Origin of the sequence: Mesorhizobium sp. NZP2077, from assembly GCF_013170805.1 — a bacterium.
Classification (GTDB): domain Bacteria; phylum Pseudomonadota; class Alphaproteobacteria; order Rhizobiales; family Rhizobiaceae; genus Mesorhizobium.
Genome location: NZ_CP051293.1, coordinates 6,629,170 through 6,649,521 on the forward strand (window position 1 = coordinate 6,629,170; position 20,352 = coordinate 6,649,521).

A 20,352-nucleotide genomic window follows, 5' to 3' on the forward strand; every position below is an offset into this window, starting at 1 on the left:
TATGCTTCGCTCCCGTCAGAAATCGAAATTGACCATGCGGTACATGATAAAGTCGCCCAACAACGCCCACAGCCCGAAAATCGTGAATACCGGCAAGATCATCGGACTGTCCCAGACGGTGCCGTAGTAGGACGGGGCAAGCAGTTGAAGGATCAGGAACATGACAATGGGAAACAGCGAAATGATCCACGCGGACACACGGCCCTCGCCCGAAAGCGCCCGGATTTTCATTTTGAGCTTCTGCCTGTCGCGCAGCACCACGGAAAGATTGGACAGGATTCCAGTAAGATTGCCGCCCGTCTTGGACTGGATCGACAGCGACACCGACAACAGATGAAGGCCTTCGAAGCCCACGCGTTGCGACAGCTTCCGCACTGCCTGCTCGATGCTCAGACCAAATGTGATTTCATCGGAAACGATGCCGAATTCGCTACCGAGCGGATCAGGCATTTCGCGCGCTACGAGCGCGACCGCTACCGAAGCCGGATGTCCGGCCCGCAGCGAACGGACGATCATGTCGAGCGCATCCGGCAGCTGTTTTGAAAACTTCTGAATGCGCTTGTTGCGGGCGCGGCGAAGAACGAGAAGCGGCAGCCCGAATCCGATCGCCAGAAAAACGATGAGCGACACCAGGGTAGAGAAATGCAACAGGACCGACATCAGCAACGCAATCGCCAGTCCAGCGCAGAGAAACGTCGCTGCGAAAACCATTGGGTTTCCGGTGATGCCGGACTGGGTATAGAGCCTGTTCAGCCGAATCATACCGAATAGAAAGTCGCCTGATTCCGTCAGTCCACGTTCGCGCAGCAATCCCTGCAGGATCTGTTCCGCGGGCGCATCGTCAGCCAGCCGCCTCAGCCGGTGGTTGATCACGCCAATCCGAGACCGGCGGCCGGCAAAGGAAAGATATAGAGCTTCGCCAGCGAGAATGACCGACGCCGCCGCCAGCATATAGATAAAGTATAGCAGTGCCTGGCCGGTCGGCATCAGAGTGGAACCTGCGGGTTGAAGGCATCCTTGGCAAAATGATGCCCGAGCGTCGCTGCCTCCGGAGCAAAACGCGGACGCACGCCGGTGGCGCGAAAATCCCCGATGACCTTGCCGTCCGCGGTCACCTCGCGACGCACGAAGGTGTAGATCTCCTGGAGCTGTACGACATTGCCTTCCATGCCGGTCAGTTCGGATATGGACGTCACCCGCCTGCCGCCGTCCGAGAGGCGCTGGGTCTGCACGATGATGTCGATGGCCGACGCGATCTGCGCCCGGATGGAGTCGTGGGTCATCGGCATGCCCGCCATGCCGACCATCTGCTCCAGCCGCGATATGGCATCGCGCGGCGTGTTGGCATGGATGGTGGTCATCGAGCCCTCATGTCCGGTGTTCATGGCCTGCAGCATGTCGAAGGCCTCCTCGCCGCGCACCTCGCCGACGATGATGCGATCGGGCCGCATACGCAGCGCGTTCTTGAGCAGTTCTCGCTGGCGAACCTCGCCCTTGCCCTCGACATTGGGAGGGCGCGTCTCCAATCGGCCAACATGCGGCTGCTGCAGTTGCAGCTCAGCCGCATCCTCGATGGTAATCAGGCGCTCCCTGGAGGGGATGTAGCTCGATAGCGCGTTGAGCAAGGTCGTCTTGCCGCTGCCGGTGCCGCCGGAAACCAGGATCGATTTGCGTGCCTGGACGGCGATCCGCAACAGCTCAACCATCGGGGGCCGGATAGAATTGAGCACCACCAGACGTTCGAGCGAATAAGGATTCTTGGAGAATTTCCGGATCGAGACCAGCGGGCCGTCCACCGAGATCGGCCGCACGGCGATGTTGACGCGTGAGCCGTCATCCAGCCGGGCATCGACCATCGGAGACGATTCATCGACGCGCCTGCCGATGTTCGAGACGATCTTGTTGATGACCCGCAGCAGATGCGCCTCATCGCGAAACCGGATTGCCGTCTCTTCGACGATGCCACGCCGCTCGATAAAGACGCGCTTGTGGGTGTTGATCATTATGTCGGTGATCGTGTCATCCTTGAGCAACGGTTCGATCGGGCCGAGTCCGAGCATCTCGTCGGCGGTTTCGCTGGTAATTTGGTCAAGCTCGCGCGCGTTCAGCGGCACGCTGTGGGTGCGCACGAACTCGCGCACGATCGGGCGGATCTCGTTCAGGATCTCGTCCTTGGATGCGGTTTCAAGCGCGGATAAATTGAACCGGTCAATCAAATGGCGATGCAGTTCGACTTTTAGCGTCAGGAAGTCCTCGCCTTGCGGCGTCAGATCGACAATCGCCGGAATTGGCGTTGCAGCGAGGACTACGCTCGTGATCGACTGGTCCAGCGGCTTTGGCTGTTCAGCCGGCCCTTTGATGAAGCGGCCTAACATCTCGCACAACTCCGGAATTCACTTGATAGGAAATCACTCCCCGACCCGGAACTGTACGAAGCCAGGTCCGGCGGATCGTGTCGAAACATAACTGCTTGGTTAGCGACGGTCATGACAGAGACACCTGTTGTCGGTCGGGCGAGCGTTGAGCGACGTCCGAATTTGACTGCAGGGACGGCCGGGCTTGGGCAATCCAGCGGACAAATTGAATTGCAACGGCCGCGACTGCCAATCCGGCCAGCACGTCGACGAGATAGTGCCCGCCCTCGGGAAATGTGGCGAGGACCAGCATCGCGTTGAGGGCGTAGACGGGAAGTGAGATATAGCGGATTCCACGCATCGAATAGGCGAAGATCACAGCCAGGGTGGAGTGGAAGGAAGGGAACGAGACAAGTCCTTCAGGATGTTCCAGCAGGAATGGTTTCAGTGTCCGCAGGGCATGAAGCTGCCCAAGGTGCCGCGTTGAGGCGCCGGGATCAAAGGAGCTCAAGATATCCGGCGACGGATGGTAAAACTCAAAGGCCCCTGCCGCCGGAACCGCCATCGTGACGAGGCACATCAAACAACCGGCCACGCCGTAATGCGCTACAAATTCCTCTAGCCGGTCCGATGGGGCGGTCAACGCAAGGATGGCCGGCAGCACCAATAGCTGTACGCTCAAACTGTTGTAGGCCATCGAAAGCACATGATCGATTGATGGGTAGTCATTGAGCCGCCTTACATAGGCGACCCAGTCGAAGCCCAAGCTTGCGTCGCCCGCAGCCAGATAGCTGTCCAGTAGTGGACGGTTTGTCGCGGCGGTCAAATAGGTAACGAGCAGAAGCACTAGGGAAAACAGGGTTATAACGGTCAACGCCATAGCCAGCGCCTGTATCCTGCCAGCGAACTCACTTACCATGTCGCGATAGCCAAAAGGCGTTTTGCGAAGTTGAAGGCGCATCACTCCAAGCAGCACCCACAGCAAGGCCATGGGCAAGGTCATCGCCACATCGAACCAGATAGATCTATTGAGATACACGGTCGAGAACGGCAACCAAATCAGATTTGCGACCACAGCTCCGGCTAACAAGGCTGAAATAAAGGCAACAAGCCGATCGTTTCCAAATTCTGCCATCGCGCATCGGGTCCATCCGAACGGCCTACGGATAAATGATGTGGCCGCCATCGGATCGGTCGAGTCGCCCGCCGGAAGCGACGAGGACGGGAATGCCCGTCCTTCGCCTTCCATCCGTCCAGGCATCGACCGCCCCATCCCATTAGCCCCTTCTAACTTCGCAAGACCTAAACTAACGGTTAACCACATGCGCGACAAGCGCCCTCGGGTTCGGGAAGGATCAATACTTACAAGATAGTTAAGACGCGAGCGGCGAAAATATCTTTTTTTATTTTCCGTCTTCCAACGTCGTCAAACATGAGCAGCGGACTAATCTTTGGAGGCGTCCGTGGCCCTTGAGTGCCCAGCCATCGGCACCCACTCCATAACTGGCTATACCCCCTTAGATATAAAGGAGTATGCATTTTTGCTAAAGTAGACCTACCTAAATTAGCTAGGCGACATAATTGTGAACGGATGGTTAAGAGCGCTTGAAAATTTAGACGAATCAAGCTCTTGCTGAAATTTCAGGGCGCGCTGAACTCGCCAGTTCATGTATTGGAAAGTTAAGGAATCGTTAATCCCGTTTGACTTCGCAATTTCTCGGGACCTAGGATCGAGATGACGGGGGATGCTTGGGTATGGGGTTCATCCTTGGCTCTGTCTCGTCGGGTTCAAACCTCCAAAGGGAGAAATTGACATGAAGAAGCTCATGACGATGACCCGGCAGTTCCGCGACGACGAAAACGGCGCTGCTATGGTCGAATACTCTATCCTGATCGGCATCATCGCCGCCGCGTCCATTGTCGCCATCATCGCGATTGGCGGATGGGTCGGCAGTCAGTTCACCGGTCTCTGCACGAAGCTTGGCACGAATGGTGCAGCCAACAGCTCTTGCAACCCGGCCGGTTGATCTGGAGAGACAAGCCATGACTCGGCTTATCGACGTAGCCAGGCAGTTCCAAGCCGATGAGAACGGCGCTGCAATGGTGGAATACTCTATCCTGATCGGCATCATCGCAGCGGCATCGATTGTTGCGATCATTGCCATCGGCGGATGGGTTGGTAGCCAGTTCACCGGCCTTTGCGCCAAGCTCGGCACCAATGGTGCTCCCGGGAGCACTTGCTAACAACTCTCTGGGCCGGAATCGTTCGATTTCGGCCCAGGATCTTGCACTTTGAAGGGGCTGAGATTCGCCCGGCGGGCGATGGTGGGGTGGAAGAATGCGCGCCAATACGCTTATCATGATCGTTCTCGCCGGCGTGTTCGGCGTCCTGGCGGTGGTGCTCGCCAATATCTGGCTGGCCAGCCAGCGCAATGCGATGGCGCGGACGGATGATTTACCGCGCGATACGGTCGTTGTGGCAGCGGTGCCATTGAAATTTGGCGACATGCTGACCGACGACAAGCTGCGCGAAATCGCGTGGCCGGCGGGCGCGGTCCCGGCCGGTGCCTTCAAGACAACGAAAGAAGCGCTGGCTGGCGACGGAACCAAGCAGGCTTTGCAGGCGATCGGCACCAATGAGCCTGTTCTGGCGACCAAGATCACCGGCCCAGGCCAGCGCGCAACGCTTTCGGCGGTGCTCGGCGAAGGCATGAAGGCCGTGTCCATCCGGGTGAACGACGTGCTTGGGGTCGCCGGCTTCGTCTTCCCTGGCGACCGCGTCGACGTGCTTCTGACGCGCTCGGTGCGTGGCGACGACGGCGCTGACAAGAGTTTTGTCGACGTGCTGCTGCAGAGCATGAAGGTGCTCGCCGTCGACCAGGTTGCCGATGTGAGCAAGGACAGCCCGACCGTCGTGAAGTCGGTGACGCTTGAGGTCAGCACCAAGGATGCGCAGAAGCTGACATTGGCGGCAGGAGCCGGCCAGTTGTCGCTGGCGCTGCGTCAGGCCGCTGCCAGCAAAGGCGAAACGACCGAGCGCGTAACGCTATCGGATCTGACCGGCGAAACGCCAGACGACGTCGCCAAAAGGCAGGCAGAACTGAACAAGCAAGCGGCGGCGGATGCCGCGGCCGCGGCTGAGCGTAAGCGAGCGGACGACAAGTTAGCCGGCCTGACCCAGGCCGTGGAGCGGGTTGGAAGCCGCCTTGACGAGTTGGGCAAGGTCAAGCCCGTTCCTGCAGTGGCGTCTACCCCGGAAGTGCGGGAAGTCGTGAAGGAAGTGGTAAAATACGTGCAGCCGGAGCCGCCGAAGAACGTAACAGTGGGCGTCTTTCGTGGCGTGAAACTCGATACATATGACGTGCCGCGACAACCATGATAAGATGCGGCTAATAAAGTGGGGCTGCCGCGGTAGCAGCAGTGGGGAGACGGGGATGCAGGGGTTTTGCGTAAGGATGGCTGCGGCCGCGTTGTCCTGCCTGGCGGCGGTAACGCTATCGAGCCTCGCGGCCGATGCGGCAGACAGATTTATCGACGTGTCGAGCCCGAGCGTCCATCGCATCTTCCTGCCGATGTCGCAATCGGTGACGCTGCAGGTGAATGCCAATCTGGGCGATATCGTCGTCGGCGACGAGAAGATCGCCGATGCACAGCCGATGACCGACCGGACGCTCTATGTCATCGGCAAGGGCGCCGGCACCACAACGGTCAATCTGTTCTCGCCTGAAAAGCGCTCGCTCGGCGTCATCCAGATCGAGGTCGGCGTCGACGTCAGCGATATGGCGGCGGCTATCCGGCAGGTATCGCCAAGATCGCGCATCGAAATCGGCTCGATCAACGGAAAGGTCAGGCTCGCTGGCCATGTCAAGGATGGCGCCACGCTGGCTGCCATCATGCAAGTTGCGCAGCAATATGGTCCCGACGCTATCATCAACTCTGTAACCGTCGACGACAGTCAGCAGGTCAATCTCGAAGTCCGGGTTCTGGAAGCTAAACGAAATGCGGGACGCGATCTCGGCGTGTCGATTCGGAGCACCAACAGCCGCGGCACCACCCTTGTTGGGACGGGCACTGCGGCTGTGGACAGCGACAAGGTAGTGCTGGGATCGGGAGACCTGGTCGCTGGCGTCCTGTCAGGCACCAATCCATTCGCGGCACTTATAACCAGAGTCATTGATAGCAACATTAAGGTCGACCTAATTATCCAAGCCCTTGAAAACAAGGGCGTGGTGCGCACTCTGGCAAACCCCAATCTCACCACACTTTCCGGCGAGCCAGCCAGCTTCAACGCAGGTGGCCAGGTCCCGATCCGCAGCGTCGACGCCAATGGTCAGGTCCAGATCGAATACAAGCAATTCGGCGTGAATCTGAATTTTACGCCTATCGTGCTTGATGACGACAAGATCCACATCCAGCTGGCACCGGAGGTCAGCGACCTGACCGGCTTCACCACGGCCGGCGACCCGATCTTCACCAACCGCAAACTGTCGACCGTGGTCGAACTGCGCGACGGCCAGAGCTTCGCGGTCGGCGGACTGCTGTCCAGCAAGACCACCAAGCTTCAGAACCAGGTGCCGTGGCTCGGCCAGGTGCCGGTCATCGGCACGCTGTTTCGCAATTCGAGCAACCAGAAGGAAGAGACTGAGCTGGTTGTCATCGTAACGCCGCATCTCGTGCGGCCGGTGAAGCCCGGCGAGCAGTTGGCGACGCCGTTCGACAAGACGCGGCCAGCCAATGACCCGGAATTCTTCGTCCTCGGCCAGCTCGAGGTGAACAAGGACATGATCCGCAAATATGAAACGGGCGACGGCGTCACCGGCCCTTATGGCCACATGCTCGACTTCAAATCGAAGGACAAGATGCTCTATGTCAAGAAATAGCGCCTTGATCCTCATTCTGTGCGCCGGTGCGCTGTCGGGCTGCACCGCGGACTATCTGAACCATTACGACACGGTGACTTTGGCCGCCGGTGACACGCAGAAGTTCAATTCGCTGCTGCAGACGGTCGACCCGCTCAATCCGGCTTCCAGGAACACACATATCGAAGGCGACGGCACGCGGGCCGCACTTGTTGCGCACAACTACAAATTTCCACCACCACCGCCGCCGCCGCCGGCGATCACGGTCAATGTCGGCGGGTCCGGTGTGACGACGTCGCAGTAAACTGAACGGAAGGATGCGGAGGGCGCCGGGCATGCGAGGGGCCCTTGCGCAGGAAAGTAGAGAGTAAGGTCATGTTGGGGACCATTCGAGCCTTCTGGAAAGATCAACGCGGCGTAGCGATGATCTTGGTGGCCATCATGATACCCGTACTTATCGGCTTCTCGCTGCTGGCCATAGACATGAGCCGGGTCAACAGCCTGCACAACGATCTGCAGAAGGGCATAGACGCGATGGCGCTTGCCGCCGCTGCGGAACTCGACGGCAATTCGGATGCGATCACCCGGGCCAACCGGGCCGTCACCAACCTTGTGGCCAACAAGACGCTGTTTTCGACAACGGGTGATCACCAAATCGCCCTGGCTGACGTAACCGTGACCTATCTGACCGGGATACCGGCGAGCGATGAGATCACGTTGACTGCCGCGGGTGTAGACTCAAATGCCAAGAACTGGGCCAGTACCGATCCGAAGGCTGTCAAGTTTGCCGAGGTGACCGTGAACGCATCGGGCGCTACGGACGGCGCCGGCGCCTTCGCCACTATTTTCCCAGCCAGCGTCGTCGGCAGCACGGACAGGATGGACGTTCGGCCGCAAGCAGTGGCGGGATTCACCAACGCGTTGTGCCAGTTCACGCCGATGTTCATCTGCAATCCTTTCACCAATAGCGCAACGTCCCTGAGCGATCTGCAGACGGCCGTAACAGGAACAAAGAAGCCGATGATCTGGCTGAAAGAGCAAACAGGCGGCAGCAGCGCCCAATACGGTCCCGGCAATTACGGGTTCCTGTCATCACCCGAGGGCGACAAGAATACGGCTGCGATTACCGAAATGTTCGCTGTCACCAATCCGCCCGCCTGCTACGACCAGAGTGGGGTGACGACCCGACCGGGCAACATTCCTCCAGTCAACGACGGTATCAACACACGCTTCGACATCTTCTCAAATGGCGGCCCCTACAAGACCGACCCGTCCATCAACCCGCCGGCACCGAATGTCAGAAAAGGCATGGACGTTCAAAACGCAGGCAAGAACAATTGCAGTTATGTCGCCCCCAGTACCGGTCAGGCCAAGAATTTTATGGCGCTGCCCCGCGACAATTGTTTCGCCACCACATGTTCAAACGCTGGATCTCTCGGCGACGGCACCTGGAATTTCATGGGCACCAAAACAAGTCCAGGCTATTGGGACACGAACTGGCCCAAGGACGATGGCACCGGTGTGAAAGCCGCGTGCGGCGCAAGCCCCAGCCGATATTGTGTCTACAAGTACGAAATTCAGCACCAAGCGGATCTTAAGAGCACTTTCGAACAGACCGCGCCAGCCTGCAATGCTACGACGCAGACCGCTGACAGGCGGCTACTTTATGTAGCGATCGTCGACTGTACGGCCAACAATGTTCATGGCGGCGGACAGACCTTGCCCGTGCAGGCTTTCGCGAGTGTGTTTCTGACAGAGCCGGCGGGTGGGGCGTCCACCGCCGATATCTATGGCGAGATCGAGGATATCAGTACTGTCGCCGGTCAGAACACGCTGAAGAAGTTGCAGCGCAACGAAGCGCAACTGTACCGGTAGCGCCATGTTCATCAAACTGAGACAGTTCTTCCAAGGGTTCCAGCATGACGAACAAGGCGCTGCCTTGGTCGAGATAGCGATCGTCACGCCATTCGTGTTGCTGCTGGCGGCGGGTGTCTTCGAATTCTCGAACATCTTCAACACGCGTCTGCTTCTCGAAGCCGGCGTCGAGGATGCCTCTCGTTATATGGCGCGCTGCAGCAGTGACTGGAATACTTGTAAAGGGTACGCACAAAACCTCGCAGCCAACGGGGCCGTTCAGGGCGGTACCCAGAGGGTTACCGGGTGGACCCCGGATCAAGTCACCATCAACCCGGCACAATCGCTCCAGGCAATCGATCCCACGACCGGTGCCCAACTCTATCTCAGCAGCACCGGCACCGTCGTCGTCGTGCAGGTCAGCACCGCATATTCGTATCCTACCCTGGGTCTCTGGTCTTATCTCGGCTTTGCTAACCTTACGCTCAATGTGTCCCATCAGGAGCGTGTGTTCGGATGGTGATGTCGCACGGCACATTCTGGAGAAACCAATCCGGCGCGACAATGGTGGAGGCGGCCATTGCAATGCCCCTACTGCTGACTCTGCTGCTTGGCTTCGTCGACTTTGGCTACGCCTTCTACCAGTGGAATGCTGGTAACAAAGCGGTGCAGGCTGGCGCCAGGCTGGCGCAGATTTCCGCTCCGATCGCCAGCGGACTTCTACTTGAGGCAAAAACACCCAGCGACTCACTGGATGTGGGAAAGGCAGTTCCCATCAACACTTACAGCTATATCTGTACAGCCAGTGCCGCCGGAGTTGTATCTTGCACCTGTGGAACAGGCGCCACATGCCAGAACCTCACTGTGAACCAAGCCGCTTTCGACTTCATCTTCAGCGGTAGCAGCAACCGGCCGGGAATGCTGACATTCCTGCCAACCCTTCTGAAATCCGAGATCCAGATTCAGTATCAGGCTTCGGGCCTCGGCTACTGGACGCGCCCCAATGGGCCGGTACCAACGATCACCGTCAGCATTGTCAATCATCCTTTCCAGTTCTTCTTCCTGGCCGGATTTCTTGGTCTCGGAAGCATCACCATGCCCTCCATGCTGAGCACGGTCACGGGCGAAGACATGAAGAGCATCTATCCATGAACGCCATCAACACCAAGGTTACGCCGACCAAGCGAAAGCAGGTGGCGCTGTTCTCGTCGGATCCGAATTTCAAGCGCGATGTGGCGACACGGCTCGATGCGCTGGCGATCTATGATGTTCGCATTTCAGAGACGGATGAGTTTCTCAAAGGACCGCCCGCGGACACGCGCCCGGGCATCGTCATCCTCGATCTCGGCAATGGCGAACTGCTTGGCAGGCCCGGCATCGTCGAGGCGCGCGCGCTGTGGGCGACCGTGCCGCTGATCGCGGTTTCCGATGAGCTGACGTCGGAACAGACGCGCGTTCTGGTGCGCATGAACGCTTCGGACTGGCTGCATAAGCCACTCGACGGCAAGGAGCTGCTCAACGCGGTGACCTTCCACGATACCGGCAACCAGGGCACGAAAAGCCGGATCATCACCTTCATCAGCGCCAGCGGCGGCGCCGGCGCCACGACGCTGGCGCTGTCGGCGGCCGAGCATCTCGCCTCGAAATCAGCCGAACGCGCGGCTTCGACCTGCCTGGTCGACCTCGATTTCCAGAGCGCCAATTGCGGCGCCTATATCAACCAGTTCAACCAGTTCGACCTGACGGGCATTATCGGCCAGCCGGAGCGGCTCGATGTCGAACTTATGGATGTCATCAAGCTATCGCGCCCGTCCGGTCTCACCCTCTATGCGTTCGAGCGGCCGCAACTGCCGTTCGAGCCGCAAGGCAGCGATTTCGTCTTCCGGCTTCTGGACCTCGTCGCCTACCGGTTCGACGACATCGTCATCGACCTGCCCAATATCGAAACGCCCTGGCACAATTCGGTGCTCTCGACCAGCGACGAGATCTTCATCGTGTTCGAGCTCAACGTCGCGTCGCTGCGGCAAGGCAAGCGGCTCTACAAGAAGATCCGCGAGCTGCGCGGCAATGCGGTCAGCATCACGCTCGTCGCCAACAAGCACAAGCGCAAATGGTTCGGGAACCATTTTTCGCGCAGTGAGCTCGAGAAGATCTTCAAGGCGCCGCACATCAAATCGGTGGCGCTGGACAACGCCCTTCTGACCGATGCCTTGAACCGGGCGATCCTGCCCGCCGAAGTGGATGGCCGGGCGCGCTTCAACAAGGATTTGAAGAAGATGTTCAAAGAGCGGCTTGATGACGCTGCCCGGTAGACATCGGATCGGGCTGGCCGTGCTCAGCCTGGCACTGGCGATCTCGGTTCAGGACTTCGCCGGGGCGCGGTCGCTTTCGGACCGGCCGCCGCTGCCGGCCATGGGCCCCAGCCTGCGCAAGGCCGTAGCCTTCGCAACCACAGAGCAGCCGGGCACGATCATCATCCGCAAGAACGAGAAGGCGCTTTACCTGGTGACCCGCCAGGGCCAGGCGCTGCGCTACCAGATCAGCGTCGGACGTGACGGATTTGGCTGGACCGGGGTCGTGAAGGTCGGAGCCAAGACTGAATGGCCGCAGTGGCGCCCACCCCGGGAAATGCGCGCCCGCCAGCCGGAACTGCCGGAGCTGGTGCCCTCGGGTCCGTACAACCCACTTGGCGCACGGGCGCTGTATCTGCTCCGGGACGGACGCGACACGCTCTATCGCATCCATGGCACCAACGATCCCAAGGGCGTGGGTTTTGATGGCACATCGGGCTGCTTTCGCCTGACAAACACGGATGTGATCGATCTTTTCAAGCGCGTGCCTATCGGCACCAAGGTGGTGGTTCAATGACGACGATCAGCGATCCGGACGTACCGACCATCACCGCCGAGCAACTTGAACCGCAACTGCTCGACAGGGATGCGAGCCGGTCGAGGCTGGCCGTCGTGGTCGGCGTCGGATTGACGCTGTTTGCCGTGCTGAACGCGACCGCCGCCATCTATCTCTATCGCGGCATCAGCGACCTGCGCACCGTGGAGGGACGTCTCGAGGAACTCGGTGCGTTCGAGCAGCGGATCGTTGCCCGGCTCGACACGGTCAACAACGGTTTTCAGAGCCGGTTCGAAAAACTGGACAGCCAGCTGCAAGGCAGTTTCAACGAAGTCAACGGCAACATAGCCCGGTTGGAACACAACCTTCCATTGGCCGGCGACGCCGGCGTCTCGAGCGCACCGGAACCCGTCGTCACGACGAGTACCGTGGCGGAAGCGTCTCCTGATACCGAAGTCGCGGCCGAACCCCCAATTATCGATACACCCCGGCCCCCAAAGAGGAGGGTTGCCGCCGCGCCCCCTGCCCCTAATCCGGGCTACCAGCGAACGCAAACGCCGGACGGCAAGGTTTACTATCGCAAGATCAATTGAAAGAGGCGGGATGAATGCGGGCGAGATTGGCGCCCTCTCGAATTCCCCGCCAGCTGGACTAGAAGTCGCGCCGCAAAGCGATAAGGCGCACTGCCAAGGTTTCACCATGCAGCCGGGCTTCGCGAAGGAACGCGACATGACAGTAAGCGCAGGCGGCAAAGCCCAGGATCAGCACCAAACTGTTCTCCCATGTGAAATCGACCATCAGCGAGAACGACAAACCGCTGGGTGCTGGGAGGGCGGCAATCGTGCTCGCCGTTTCCGAATGGCTGCTGGAAGCGATCATCAAACCGGCGAAGAGCAGAGCGACGTGGTTGGTCAGGAAGAAGGCGGCTGACCTTCTGACACGGCATGCGTTCCAGCAGACAATCGCAGCGGCAAGCAGGATGACGGCATCCAAAACCATCGAACCGCCCGCATAGAGGTCGACCTGTTGCCAGAACGTTATCGACAAGGGGCGCAACTCAAGCCAAATCCACCACATGGTGGGACTTGCCGGATAAGCACCCAGCAAGAATGTCGCGATCCGCGCTCCGGTCAGAAGAGCCAGGACAAAAGCAGGGAATACAAAGAGCAGAATCGGCTTGCGTTTCATATCGCCCTCCACATTAGCAATCAATGATAGAGCGAAGAACTTGCGCAAGCCTTAACACAAAGGCGCCACTACGGCCCTGCTTGGGAGTTGATCCGGCAACCCGAGATTCAGCATCGATCCTTGATGCAGCCGCGGCATGATCTTGGCCGGAACGTCATCAGATTTTCAACCGCGCGCGGCCCCGGCGGGCGTGACACGATCCTGCCGGCCTTGAGCCATTTGTGCGTTTGGACTTTTCCACATCAGGCGGCGTTTGGACGAAGCTGGTCGACCCAATTTTGTGCCATTTTTGCTACATTCCCCAACCTTATGGCCAAAATATCTAATTTAGATGCACCTAAATTAATATTCACTCACATATTTCTTGAAAGTGTTGGATAGTCGCCTGAGACGGGCTCAGGCTTGGTTCAGCGCTCGAAAAGGGCGTGGGGAAACGTTGGGGCGGGGTAAATGAATACGACAAGCATCTCGACTATAGGCATGCGCCTTGGTCTCTTGATGGCAGCTACGATGCTGACCTGTGCAAATGCGAATGCGCTTACACTCAAGGAAGCGATGGCGGTTGCTGTCGAATCCAATCCCGAGATCGGCCAGGCCATAGAAAATCGCGAAGCAATCGAGTTCGAGTTGCGGCAGGCCAAGGGGCTCTATCTCCCCAGTGTCGACCTGGAAGCGTCAGCTGGGGCTCGCCGCCTCGACAACTCGTCGCGACGCGCACTCGGCATAGAGCACGACGCGCTCTATCCGGCAGAAACCGATCTGACGGTTTCGCAGACGCTCTTTGACAGCGGCGCAAGGCGAGCCGAATTGGACCGTCAGGCCTCACGCGTCGACGGCGCGTCGTTTCGTGTGCTGGAAAGGTCCGAATTCATCGGCCTCTCGGTCGTCCAGGACTACCTCGAATACATGCTTCAGGCTTCGATCGTGACCGAGGCCAAGAAGAACCTCGGCTTCCATCAGGGGATTCTCCACGACATCCAGGAAGGCATTGCCGGCGGCGGGTTGAACGAGGCCGACCGGCAACAGGCCGAAGAGCGTCTGTTCGCGGCCAAGGCCCGCATGCAGGAAGCCTCGGAGGAGCTGGAGGCTTCAAGGATACGGTTCTTCAAGACCGTCGGGAAGCCGCTCACCAATGCATCGAGGCCGGCCGATGTTTCCGGCGCGCTGCCGAGGTCTCTGGACGATGCGATTGGGCTTGCGCGGGAGAGCAATCCGCGCGTCCATATGGCCAACAGCGATATTGCCGCGGCGGCCTCGCTGGTGGACGCGGCCCGCGCGAAATACGGCCCCTCGATCGTCGCCGAAGGCGTCGCTCGGGCGGGGTACGATATCGACGGCGACAATGGAGACACGTCCGACCTGCAAGCACGACTGGTGCTGCGGTGGAACCTGTACCGGGGCGGCATCGACAAGGCCAATGAGCAGGAGCAGATCCGCCGCACCAGCGAGCAGCGACTTGCCCAGCACCAGGTGCTGCGGGAAATCGAAGAAGCCGTTCGCACGTCATGGGATCGCCGCTTCCGGCAAGCCGACCTGGCAAAGACCCTGAAGCTGCAAGCCGCTTCCAACGAGAAACTGGTTGCGTCCTACCGTGAGCAGTTCAAGGTCGGGCAACGCTCGCTGCTCGATGTGCTGGATGCACAGAATACGCGGTTCAACACGGCAACGCTGGCGGACACGGCATCCTACGCCTCTCTCTTTGCCCAGTATCGGCTTCTGGCAGCCACCGGACAGTTGCTGAAAACGATGGACATCCGCCCGCCAAAGCAGGCCGCGGCCTACGCACGGACCGAGTTCGCGGCACCGGAGACGGCCGACACGGAAACCTACGCGCGGACGCCGTCGGAACAGAAGAACGACCTGCCGTTCGATATCCTGGCACCGGTCAGGAAAAAGTAGGCGGAGGCAAGGATCGATCGAAAGTCCCTATGGGCGGATCGTGAACCAGCAACCCAACATCCTCTCCCCGAAGGAGGCGTTCAAGGCCTGCTTCTCTGCCGTTGCCGGCTATCTCGGCAGGCCGAGCGCGCAAACGGTGCTGTTCGCCGGTGTGCCGCTGTCGGACACGCGTATCGACATCGACGCCATCCGGCATATTGCCGAGCGCATCGGCCTTGAAATCACCGAGTTCAGCCATCGCGAGTTTCTTCGGGGACGCATCGACCTCCCCGCTATCGTGTTTCGCGTCAGCCAGTTGCCGGTTGCCCTGCTGGCCGAAACCGAGGACGGCGCATTCACCACCGCTCCCCAGGAAGACGGCCGCGTAACCATAACGAGATCCGAGCTGGCCACCAGCTACATCAGCGGCGGCGTTTCTTTCTCGATAACCTATGCCAACGCCGCCGAAGGGATGAATATCGGTTCGGCGCCGAAGATCGAGCGGCGACATTGGCTGACGGGAACGATGGCCCCGTTCTGGCGTACCTATTCGAAGGTTATCCTGTCGGCAATATTCATCAACATGCTGGCCATCGCCTCGCCGATCTTCACCATGAACGTCTACGACAGGATCTTGCCGAACAAGGCAATATCGACGCTCTGGGTGCTGTCGATCGGCATCGGCGCGGTCATCCTGTTCGACCTGCTTTTGAAGACCGCCAGGGCGTCCCTCATCGACTATGCCGGGCGCAAGGCCGACCTGCGCATTTCATATTTGCTGTTTGAGAAAGTGCTGAACTCATCCCTGTCGGCACGGCCCGGCTCGACGGGCGAATACGCAAATCGGGTGACGCAATATGAATTCGTGCGCGAATTCTTCACGTCGAACACCATCAGCGTGTTCATCGACACGGCCTTCGTGTTCATTTTTCTCCTGGTCATCTATGCGATAGGCGGCTGGCTGGTCATCATACCGGCATTAGCCTTCGTCGCCTCCGTGATCGTCGGACTGATCACGCAGCGGCGCATCGGGAAGCGCGTCGCCGCTTCGATGAACGAAGCCTCTCAACGACAGTCCCTGCTGGTCGAATCCATCTCCACACTGGAGACGATCAAGTCGCTGCGGGCCGAGGCGTATCTGTTGCGAAAATGGGGAGAGCATTCCAAGAACGCGTCCAACACGTCCGAGAAAATCAAGCAGCTCTCGGCGGCCGCCAGCAATATAACGCAGGCCATCCAGCAGTTGGTCACCGTTGCCCTGATCGTGGCCGGCGCCTACGCCTTCTCGGAAGGACACGTCTCCACCGGAGCCATCATCGGCACCGTGATGCTGGCCAGCCGGGCGGTGGCCCCGCTCGGCCAGATCGCCATCACCTTGTCCAGACTTCGCCAGGCCATGCTTTCCTTGCGCATGGTGAACTCGATCATGGCGCAACCGGAGGATCGCCCGGATACGGTGGGTTTCGTCAACCGGCCCATTCGCAACGGCGCCATGGCGTTCCGGAATGTCGGCTTCGTCTATCCGGGCTCCGAGAACGAGGTCCTGACCGGCCTGAATTTCTCGGTGAAGCCAGGTGAGCGGATCGGCATCATCGGCCGCATAGGCTCGGGAAAGACAACGATGGGTCGGCTGATCGGCAGGCTCTTCCTGCCGACATCAGGCGAGTTGCTGCTGGACGGGATCGACATCCGCCAATACCACCCATCGGAGGTTCGCGCCGCGGTCGGGATCGTTGCGCAAGCCAACGACCTGTTTTCGGGCACCATCAAGGAAAACCTCCTGATGGCATGTCCGGAGGCGACCGATGAGCAGATCGTCGAAGCGGCCAAGGCTGCCGGCGTCGACGATTTCGTCTCTCGCCATCCGCGTGGCTACGACATGAATGTCGGCGAGCGCGGCACCAATCTCTCGGGCGGCCAGCGGCAGACCATGGCGATTGCCCGGCTGCTGCTGACCAAACCGAAAATCGTCTTCCTGGACGAGCCGTCGGGGTCGATGGATCTGGCTTCAGAGCGCCAGCTGATCAAGCAGCTCAAAGTGGCTTTCGACCGGAACACGACGCTAATCGTTTCGACGCACCGCTTCAGCATGCTTGAGTTGGCCGACCGTCTTATCGTCATCGAGCAAGGCAGGATCGTTGCCGATGGACCAAAGGATCAAGTGATACAGGCGCTGCAGAAAACAAATGCCTGAAAAACAGAACTTATTGAACGTATTCAATGCGTTGGGGCCGTAGGACATGCTTGCAAGGGAAGACCGGCCGCCGCTCTTCGCGTCGGCGTCCTTGTTCATAATAGGTGCACTCTTTGTGTCATCTGTCGCCTGGGCTTCCTATGCCGAGGTGGATGAAATAGCACGCGGCGACGGCAAGATCATACCCGCCTCGAAGACCCAGATCATCCAGGCCAGCGAGCCGGGCGTCGTTCAGGAAATTGCCGTGACGATCGGGCAGGTCGTCAAGAAGAACGACCTCATCATCCGCCTTGACAATACGTTCAACACCTCCAGTCTTGGCGAGCAGCAGGCCAAGGCGCGGGCTCTGCAGACGCGCATCGCGCGGCTCAAATTTGAACAGGCCGGCAATCTCGAAGGCTCATTTCCGTGCCCATCCGAAATCCAGAAGGTGGCGCCGGAGATCTGCGACAACGAGCAGAAGTTGCTCGGCGCACGCCGCGACAACTTCCAGGTCAAGCTGTCGGTTCTCAAGTCGCGCCTCGATCAGCGTGAGAAGGAACTGGACGAAGCGACCGCCAATGCCGATCGCCTGACGAAGAATCTGGCCGTCAGTGACCAGGAGGCAACTCTGGTTGAATCGATGGTCAAGAAGGGCCTGATGGCGCGAACCGAGCAGCTCCGCGTCGAGCGCGAGCAGACGGAGCTCAACGGTCAGCTGACGCTCGCTGGAGAAACCATCAAGAAAGCCAAGTCGGCCATCACCGAGGCCCGGCTTCAGGTCGACGAACTCGGCCTGCAGTTGCAACAGGAGGCGCTCGGCGATCTGACGCAGGCGCTGGCCGATCTTTCGGTCGTCGACGAGACCATACGCGGCGCCACCGACAAGGTGGCGCGAACGGATATCCGCTCGCCTGTCGACGGGATCGTCAACACGCTTGATATCAACACGGTCGGCGCCTTCGTGCAGCCCGGCGCGGTCGTGGCCGGCATCGTTCCGACTTCCGAGACGCTGCTGGTCGAAGCGCGGGTTTCACCACGAGATGTTGCCTTCATTCGGCCGAACCAGGACGCGCTGATCAAGATAACCGCCTATGATTTCTCGATCTTCGGCGGCATCGAGGGCAAGGTCTCCAACATCACCGCCGACAGCCTGGTCGACCAGAAGACGGGTGAGCCCTATTATCAGGTGCGCGTCGCGACCGACAGGTCGACGCTGACGCGGGATGGCAAGACCTATTCGATCATCCCCGGCATGATCTGTTCGGTCGATATCAAGACCGGGCGCAAGACCATCCTCACCTATCTGCTCAAGCCGATCAACAAAGCACGTGAGGAGGCGATGAGTGAGCGATAGCGCCGTCTCTCCTCATGCCGATCGCGACCGGCTGCTGCCGCCCATGGCGACAGAGGATTTCGGGCTGGAATTCAGGGTTGTGGCACGTGGCGGCACGCGACGCGGCATTCGTTTGGAGCGGGCATTCTGGACCTCGCTGAAGCAGATGGCCGAGAACCGCAAATGCACGATCGGCATGCTGATCGAAGAGATCGCCGAGAGCCATGCCAACACAGGAAACCTGACGTCGGCAATCCGGGTGGCCTGCATGCGCGGATTGGCCGACGAGAACCAGACCTTGCGAAGGCTTGCGTCGATCAAGACGATCAACGCCATTCTGGTCGCCTGTCCGTCACCGGCTTTCGCGCTTTCATCGTCGAAGAAGATCCTGACCTTCAACGCGCCGTTCCAGCAACTGGTCAGGCGGCAATTGCCGGTGGCGCCGAACGAAGACGCGCGCCACGACCTGAAGCTTGCTCTGGACCTTAATGTCGCTGACATATTCGCGCGGCTCGACGCCAATGGCGAAACGCCGGTCGCCACCGGTTTCGTCATCGGCGCAGGCGACCGCCGCTACCGGGGGCAATTGAACGCGGTGCGAGCGCCGGTGATCGAGCCGGAGCTGCTGATGGCCTTCGTTTTCGGCGGCTAACGCATGTCGCCCAAAAAGCATAAAACCAAGACCTGAAGCGCCCGGCATGGATCCGTTTCGACGCGACGCGCTTCGGAACGGCTGGGTCCTCCCGAACCGGCTCCCTCGCTTGTCTTGGGAGCGCTACGGCTGCAAGCCCTCGCCGGGCGCGACGGTGGCAAGACCGCCTTTGATGTCGGCAACTTGCGCCGCGCCGGGCCTGGTGCCGTGGATCCACGCGCGGTCGGTGCTGAACGAGTACAATGGTACGTAGTCGGGGAGATCACTGTCGCGCGAGACCACGTTGCTCAGGCTGTCCAGGATGAACACACCGCTGCCGGTGCTGACCGACAGCACGGCATGAAAGAAACCGCGCTTGCGGTCCTGCAGGACGACGAGCGACATGCTTTGCGCCGGAATGCCGGCACGCAGCAGCGCCGCCATCTTGAGAATGGCGAAATCCTCGCAGTCACCCGCCCGATGCTCGAGAATTTCAGTGGGCTTGGCCCAGTAGTCGAGCTTGCCGTAAACCACGCTGTCCTTCTTATAGGCGATCGCGTGGTTTATGCTTGAGTTGATGAAGGACAGCTTGTCGATAAACCGCTTGTCCCTGGCAGCATTGACGATCGCGACAAAGAGGCTGTTCTTGCCGTCGCACGCACTGCCGGTGGAACAGTCGACGATCGCCCTGTAGACCGGCGCCCAACGTGCCGAAACCGGAAAATTATGCATGGACAGCGCGACCGATCCGAACACGCCGGGAACGATCGCCGCCGTCTGGATGGGATCGATCCCGGTATTGCCCTGCGCGGCCGAAGACTCGTTTTCCTGATCTACGGCGGCGGGACCATAGCTGGTGAAAACCATGCCGATTCTGTAGGCCGGGACGGGCTTCCAGGGCTGCGGCCGCACGAGCGAAATGCCACCGAGGGTGGAAGGCGTTTCGACGTTCGCCAGCAGCGCATCTACAGGATCGACACGCGCCGGGAAATTGCTCGCGGAGGACGGCTGCGGCGGGCTCATGATGCCGACCATCAGCAGCAGCGCTTTGAGTCCGATTGTCCCCTGGACTGATTTTTCTTTTGTCATAACGCCCACCTTTGACTGTGGACGCTACCAATTCTGCCTCAAATTACTGGAAAGAAAGGTAGATAAATTCCCTGTACTTTATCCCTCCCGTTTTAATTAAAATTTTATACGAATTTATACTTCTGTTTACCAAGCAGCCAGAG

The 20,352-nt window shown here is 59.5% G+C and carries 20 protein-coding genes; 15 read left to right on the plus strand and 5 right to left on the minus strand.

From position 1 onward, the window contains the following. Positions 1 to 15 precede the first annotated feature (15 nt). The 3 genes from HGP13_RS32680 to HGP13_RS32690 form a co-directional block, all read right to left on the minus strand. Positions 16 to 987 (minus strand): type II secretion system F family protein, encoded by a 972-nt coding sequence (locus HGP13_RS32680; RefSeq protein WP_172233846.1) that lies wholly within the window; start codon positions 985 to 987, stop codon positions 16 to 18. Beyond that, a complete protein-coding gene (locus HGP13_RS32685; RefSeq protein WP_172233849.1) occupies positions 987 to 2,375 on the minus strand; it encodes a CpaF family protein in 1,389 nt (462 codons plus the stop codon). Before HGP13_RS32685 ends, HGP13_RS32680 begins: the two co-directional genes overlap by 1 nt. Before the next feature lie 109 nt (positions 2,376 to 2,484). Next, on the minus strand, positions 2,485 to 3,615 hold the full coding sequence (locus tag HGP13_RS32690) for a phosphatase PAP2 family protein (RefSeq protein WP_172233852.1): 1,131 nt from the start codon (positions 3,613 to 3,615) through the stop codon (positions 2,485 to 2,487). A 553-nt stretch (positions 3,616 to 4,168) separates the two neighbouring features. Here HGP13_RS32690 and HGP13_RS32695 point away from each other — a divergent pair. From HGP13_RS32695 to HGP13_RS32745, 11 genes are all read left to right on the plus strand, one after another. Further along, positions 4,169 to 4,381 carry a Flp family type IVb pilin gene (locus HGP13_RS32695; protein WP_172233855.1) on the plus strand — a complete coding sequence of 71 codons (213 nt, stop codon included), beginning with the start codon at positions 4,169 to 4,171 and terminating at the stop codon, positions 4,379 to 4,381. Positions 4,382 to 4,397: 16 nt separating this feature from the next. Further along, positions 4,398 to 4,598 carry a Flp family type IVb pilin gene (locus tag HGP13_RS32700; protein ID WP_172233858.1) on the plus strand — a complete coding sequence of 67 codons (201 nt, stop codon included), beginning with the start codon at positions 4,398 to 4,400 and terminating at the stop codon, positions 4,596 to 4,598. A 94-nt stretch (positions 4,599 to 4,692) separates the two neighbouring features. Beyond that, complete coding sequence (cpaB, locus tag HGP13_RS32705; protein ID WP_172233861.1) at positions 4,693 to 5,733, plus strand: Flp pilus assembly protein CpaB; 1,041 nt, start codon at positions 4,693 to 4,695, stop codon at positions 5,731 to 5,733. A 55-nt stretch (positions 5,734 to 5,788) separates the two neighbouring features. Continuing rightward, positions 5,789 to 7,234 (plus strand): type II and III secretion system protein family protein, encoded by a 1,446-nt coding sequence (locus HGP13_RS32710; RefSeq protein WP_172233864.1) that lies wholly within the window; start codon positions 5,789 to 5,791, stop codon positions 7,232 to 7,234. Continuing rightward, the gene (locus tag HGP13_RS32715) at positions 7,221 to 7,517 is read left to right on the plus strand and encodes a hypothetical protein (RefSeq protein ID WP_172233866.1); all 297 of its coding nucleotides are present in this window, start codon (positions 7,221 to 7,223) and stop codon (positions 7,515 to 7,517) included. The genes HGP13_RS32710 and HGP13_RS32715 overlap by 14 nt, the downstream gene beginning before the upstream one ends. 71 nt (positions 7,518 to 7,588) lie before the next feature. Continuing rightward, positions 7,589 to 9,088: a TadE/TadG family type IV pilus assembly protein gene (locus HGP13_RS32720; protein ID WP_172233869.1), complete on the plus strand. Its 1,500-nt coding sequence runs from the start codon at positions 7,589 to 7,591 to the stop codon at positions 9,086 to 9,088. Between the two features lie 4 nt (positions 9,089 to 9,092). Further along, a complete protein-coding gene (locus HGP13_RS32725) occupies positions 9,093 to 9,590 on the plus strand; it encodes a TadE/TadG family type IV pilus assembly protein (RefSeq protein WP_172233889.1) in 498 nt (165 codons plus the stop codon). Continuing rightward, positions 9,584 to 10,219 (plus strand): TadE/TadG family type IV pilus assembly protein, encoded by a 636-nt coding sequence (locus tag HGP13_RS32730; RefSeq protein ID WP_172233891.1) that lies wholly within the window; start codon positions 9,584 to 9,586, stop codon positions 10,217 to 10,219. The genes HGP13_RS32725 and HGP13_RS32730 overlap by 7 nt, the downstream gene beginning before the upstream one ends. After that, positions 10,216 to 11,379 carry an AAA family ATPase gene (locus HGP13_RS32735; RefSeq protein WP_172233893.1) on the plus strand — a complete coding sequence of 388 codons (1,164 nt, stop codon included), beginning with the start codon at positions 10,216 to 10,218 and terminating at the stop codon, positions 11,377 to 11,379. Before HGP13_RS32730 ends, HGP13_RS32735 begins: the two co-directional genes overlap by 4 nt. Next, positions 11,363 to 11,935, plus strand: a complete 573-nt coding sequence (locus HGP13_RS32740) for a L,D-transpeptidase (RefSeq protein ID WP_172233895.1) — start codon at positions 11,363 to 11,365, stop codon at positions 11,933 to 11,935. Before HGP13_RS32735 ends, HGP13_RS32740 begins: the two co-directional genes overlap by 17 nt. Next, positions 11,932 to 12,507, plus strand: a complete 576-nt coding sequence (locus tag HGP13_RS32745) for a hypothetical protein (RefSeq protein ID WP_172233897.1) — start codon at positions 11,932 to 11,934, stop codon at positions 12,505 to 12,507. The genes HGP13_RS32740 and HGP13_RS32745 overlap by 4 nt, the downstream gene beginning before the upstream one ends. Positions 12,508 to 12,565: 58 nt before the next feature. Here HGP13_RS32745 and HGP13_RS32750 read toward each other — a convergent pair whose 3' ends face one another. Further along, a complete protein-coding gene (locus HGP13_RS32750) occupies positions 12,566 to 13,102 on the minus strand; it encodes a hypothetical protein (RefSeq protein WP_172233899.1) in 537 nt (178 codons plus the stop codon). A 450-nt stretch (positions 13,103 to 13,552) separates the two neighbouring features. On the opposite strand from HGP13_RS32750, the gene HGP13_RS32755 reads away from it, so the two are divergent. From HGP13_RS32755 to HGP13_RS32770, 4 genes are read left to right on the plus strand one after another with little or no spacing between them, the layout of a single operon-like run. Beyond that, positions 13,553 to 15,001 carry a TolC family protein gene (locus HGP13_RS32755; protein ID WP_172233901.1) on the plus strand — a complete coding sequence of 483 codons (1,449 nt, stop codon included), beginning with the start codon at positions 13,553 to 13,555 and terminating at the stop codon, positions 14,999 to 15,001. Between the two features lie 40 nt (positions 15,002 to 15,041). After that, on the plus strand, positions 15,042 to 17,174 hold the full coding sequence (locus HGP13_RS32760) for a type I secretion system permease/ATPase (protein WP_172233903.1): 2,133 nt from the start codon (positions 15,042 to 15,044) through the stop codon (positions 17,172 to 17,174). 46 nt (positions 17,175 to 17,220) lie between these two features. Further along, positions 17,221 to 18,510 carry an HlyD family type I secretion periplasmic adaptor subunit gene (locus HGP13_RS32765; RefSeq protein ID WP_172233905.1) on the plus strand — a complete coding sequence of 430 codons (1,290 nt, stop codon included), beginning with the start codon at positions 17,221 to 17,223 and terminating at the stop codon, positions 18,508 to 18,510. Beyond that, positions 18,500 to 19,141 carry a ribbon-helix-helix domain-containing protein gene (locus HGP13_RS32770; protein ID WP_172233907.1) on the plus strand — a complete coding sequence of 214 codons (642 nt, stop codon included), beginning with the start codon at positions 18,500 to 18,502 and terminating at the stop codon, positions 19,139 to 19,141. Before HGP13_RS32765 ends, HGP13_RS32770 begins: the two co-directional genes overlap by 11 nt. A gap of 123 nt (positions 19,142 to 19,264) precedes the next feature. On the opposite strand, the gene HGP13_RS32775 is transcribed toward HGP13_RS32770, so the two are convergent. Next, positions 19,265 to 20,209 carry a transglutaminase-like cysteine peptidase gene (locus HGP13_RS32775; RefSeq protein WP_172233909.1) on the minus strand — a complete coding sequence of 315 codons (945 nt, stop codon included), beginning with the start codon at positions 20,207 to 20,209 and terminating at the stop codon, positions 19,265 to 19,267. Positions 20,210 to 20,352: the final 143 nt, after the last annotated feature.

Excerpts from the sequence above, each read along its gene's own strand:
- HGP13_RS32740 (WP_172233895.1), top strand. The coding sequence starts at position 11,363 with ATGACGCTGCCCGGTAGACATCGGATCGGGCTGGCCGTGCTCAGCCTG.
- HGP13_RS32715 (WP_172233866.1), top strand. The coding sequence starts at position 7,221 with ATGTCAAGAAATAGCGCCTTGATCCTCATTCTGTGCGCCGGTGCGCTG.
- HGP13_RS32745 (WP_172233897.1), top strand. The coding sequence starts at position 11,932 with ATGACGACGATCAGCGATCCGGACGTACCGACCATCACCGCCGAGCAA.
- HGP13_RS32735 (WP_172233893.1), top strand. The coding sequence starts at position 10,216 with ATGAACGCCATCAACACCAAGGTTACGCCGACCAAGCGAAAGCAGGTG.
- HGP13_RS32720 (WP_172233869.1), top strand. The coding sequence starts at position 7,589 with ATGTTGGGGACCATTCGAGCCTTCTGGAAAGATCAACGCGGCGTAGCG.
- HGP13_RS32710 (WP_172233864.1), top strand. The coding sequence starts at position 5,789 with ATGCAGGGGTTTTGCGTAAGGATGGCTGCGGCCGCGTTGTCCTGCCTG.
- HGP13_RS32685 (WP_172233849.1), bottom strand. The coding sequence starts at position 2,375 with ATGTTAGGCCGCTTCATCAAAGGGCCGGCTGAACAGCCAAAGCCGCTG.
- HGP13_RS32775 (WP_172233909.1), bottom strand. The coding sequence starts at position 20,209 with ATGACAAAAGAAAAATCAGTCCAGGGGACAATCGGACTCAAAGCGCTG.
- HGP13_RS32750 (WP_172233899.1), bottom strand. The coding sequence starts at position 13,102 with ATGAAACGCAAGCCGATTCTGCTCTTTGTATTCCCTGCTTTTGTCCTG.
- HGP13_RS32695 (WP_172233855.1), top strand. The coding sequence starts at position 4,169 with ATGAAGAAGCTCATGACGATGACCCGGCAGTTCCGCGACGACGAAAAC.
- HGP13_RS32700 (WP_172233858.1), top strand. The coding sequence starts at position 4,398 with ATGACTCGGCTTATCGACGTAGCCAGGCAGTTCCAAGCCGATGAGAAC.
- HGP13_RS32755 (WP_172233901.1), top strand. The coding sequence starts at position 13,553 with ATGAATACGACAAGCATCTCGACTATAGGCATGCGCCTTGGTCTCTTG.
- HGP13_RS32765 (WP_172233905.1), top strand. The coding sequence starts at position 17,221 with ATGCTTGCAAGGGAAGACCGGCCGCCGCTCTTCGCGTCGGCGTCCTTG.
- HGP13_RS32680 (WP_172233846.1), bottom strand. The coding sequence starts at position 987 with ATGCCGACCGGCCAGGCACTGCTATACTTTATCTATATGCTGGCGGCG.
- HGP13_RS32725 (WP_172233889.1), top strand. The coding sequence starts at position 9,093 with ATGTTCATCAAACTGAGACAGTTCTTCCAAGGGTTCCAGCATGACGAA.
- HGP13_RS32690 (WP_172233852.1), bottom strand. The coding sequence starts at position 3,615 with ATGCCTGGACGGATGGAAGGCGAAGGACGGGCATTCCCGTCCTCGTCG.
- cpaB (WP_172233861.1), top strand. The coding sequence starts at position 4,693 with ATGCGCGCCAATACGCTTATCATGATCGTTCTCGCCGGCGTGTTCGGC.
- HGP13_RS32730 (WP_172233891.1), top strand. The coding sequence starts at position 9,584 with ATGGTGATGTCGCACGGCACATTCTGGAGAAACCAATCCGGCGCGACA.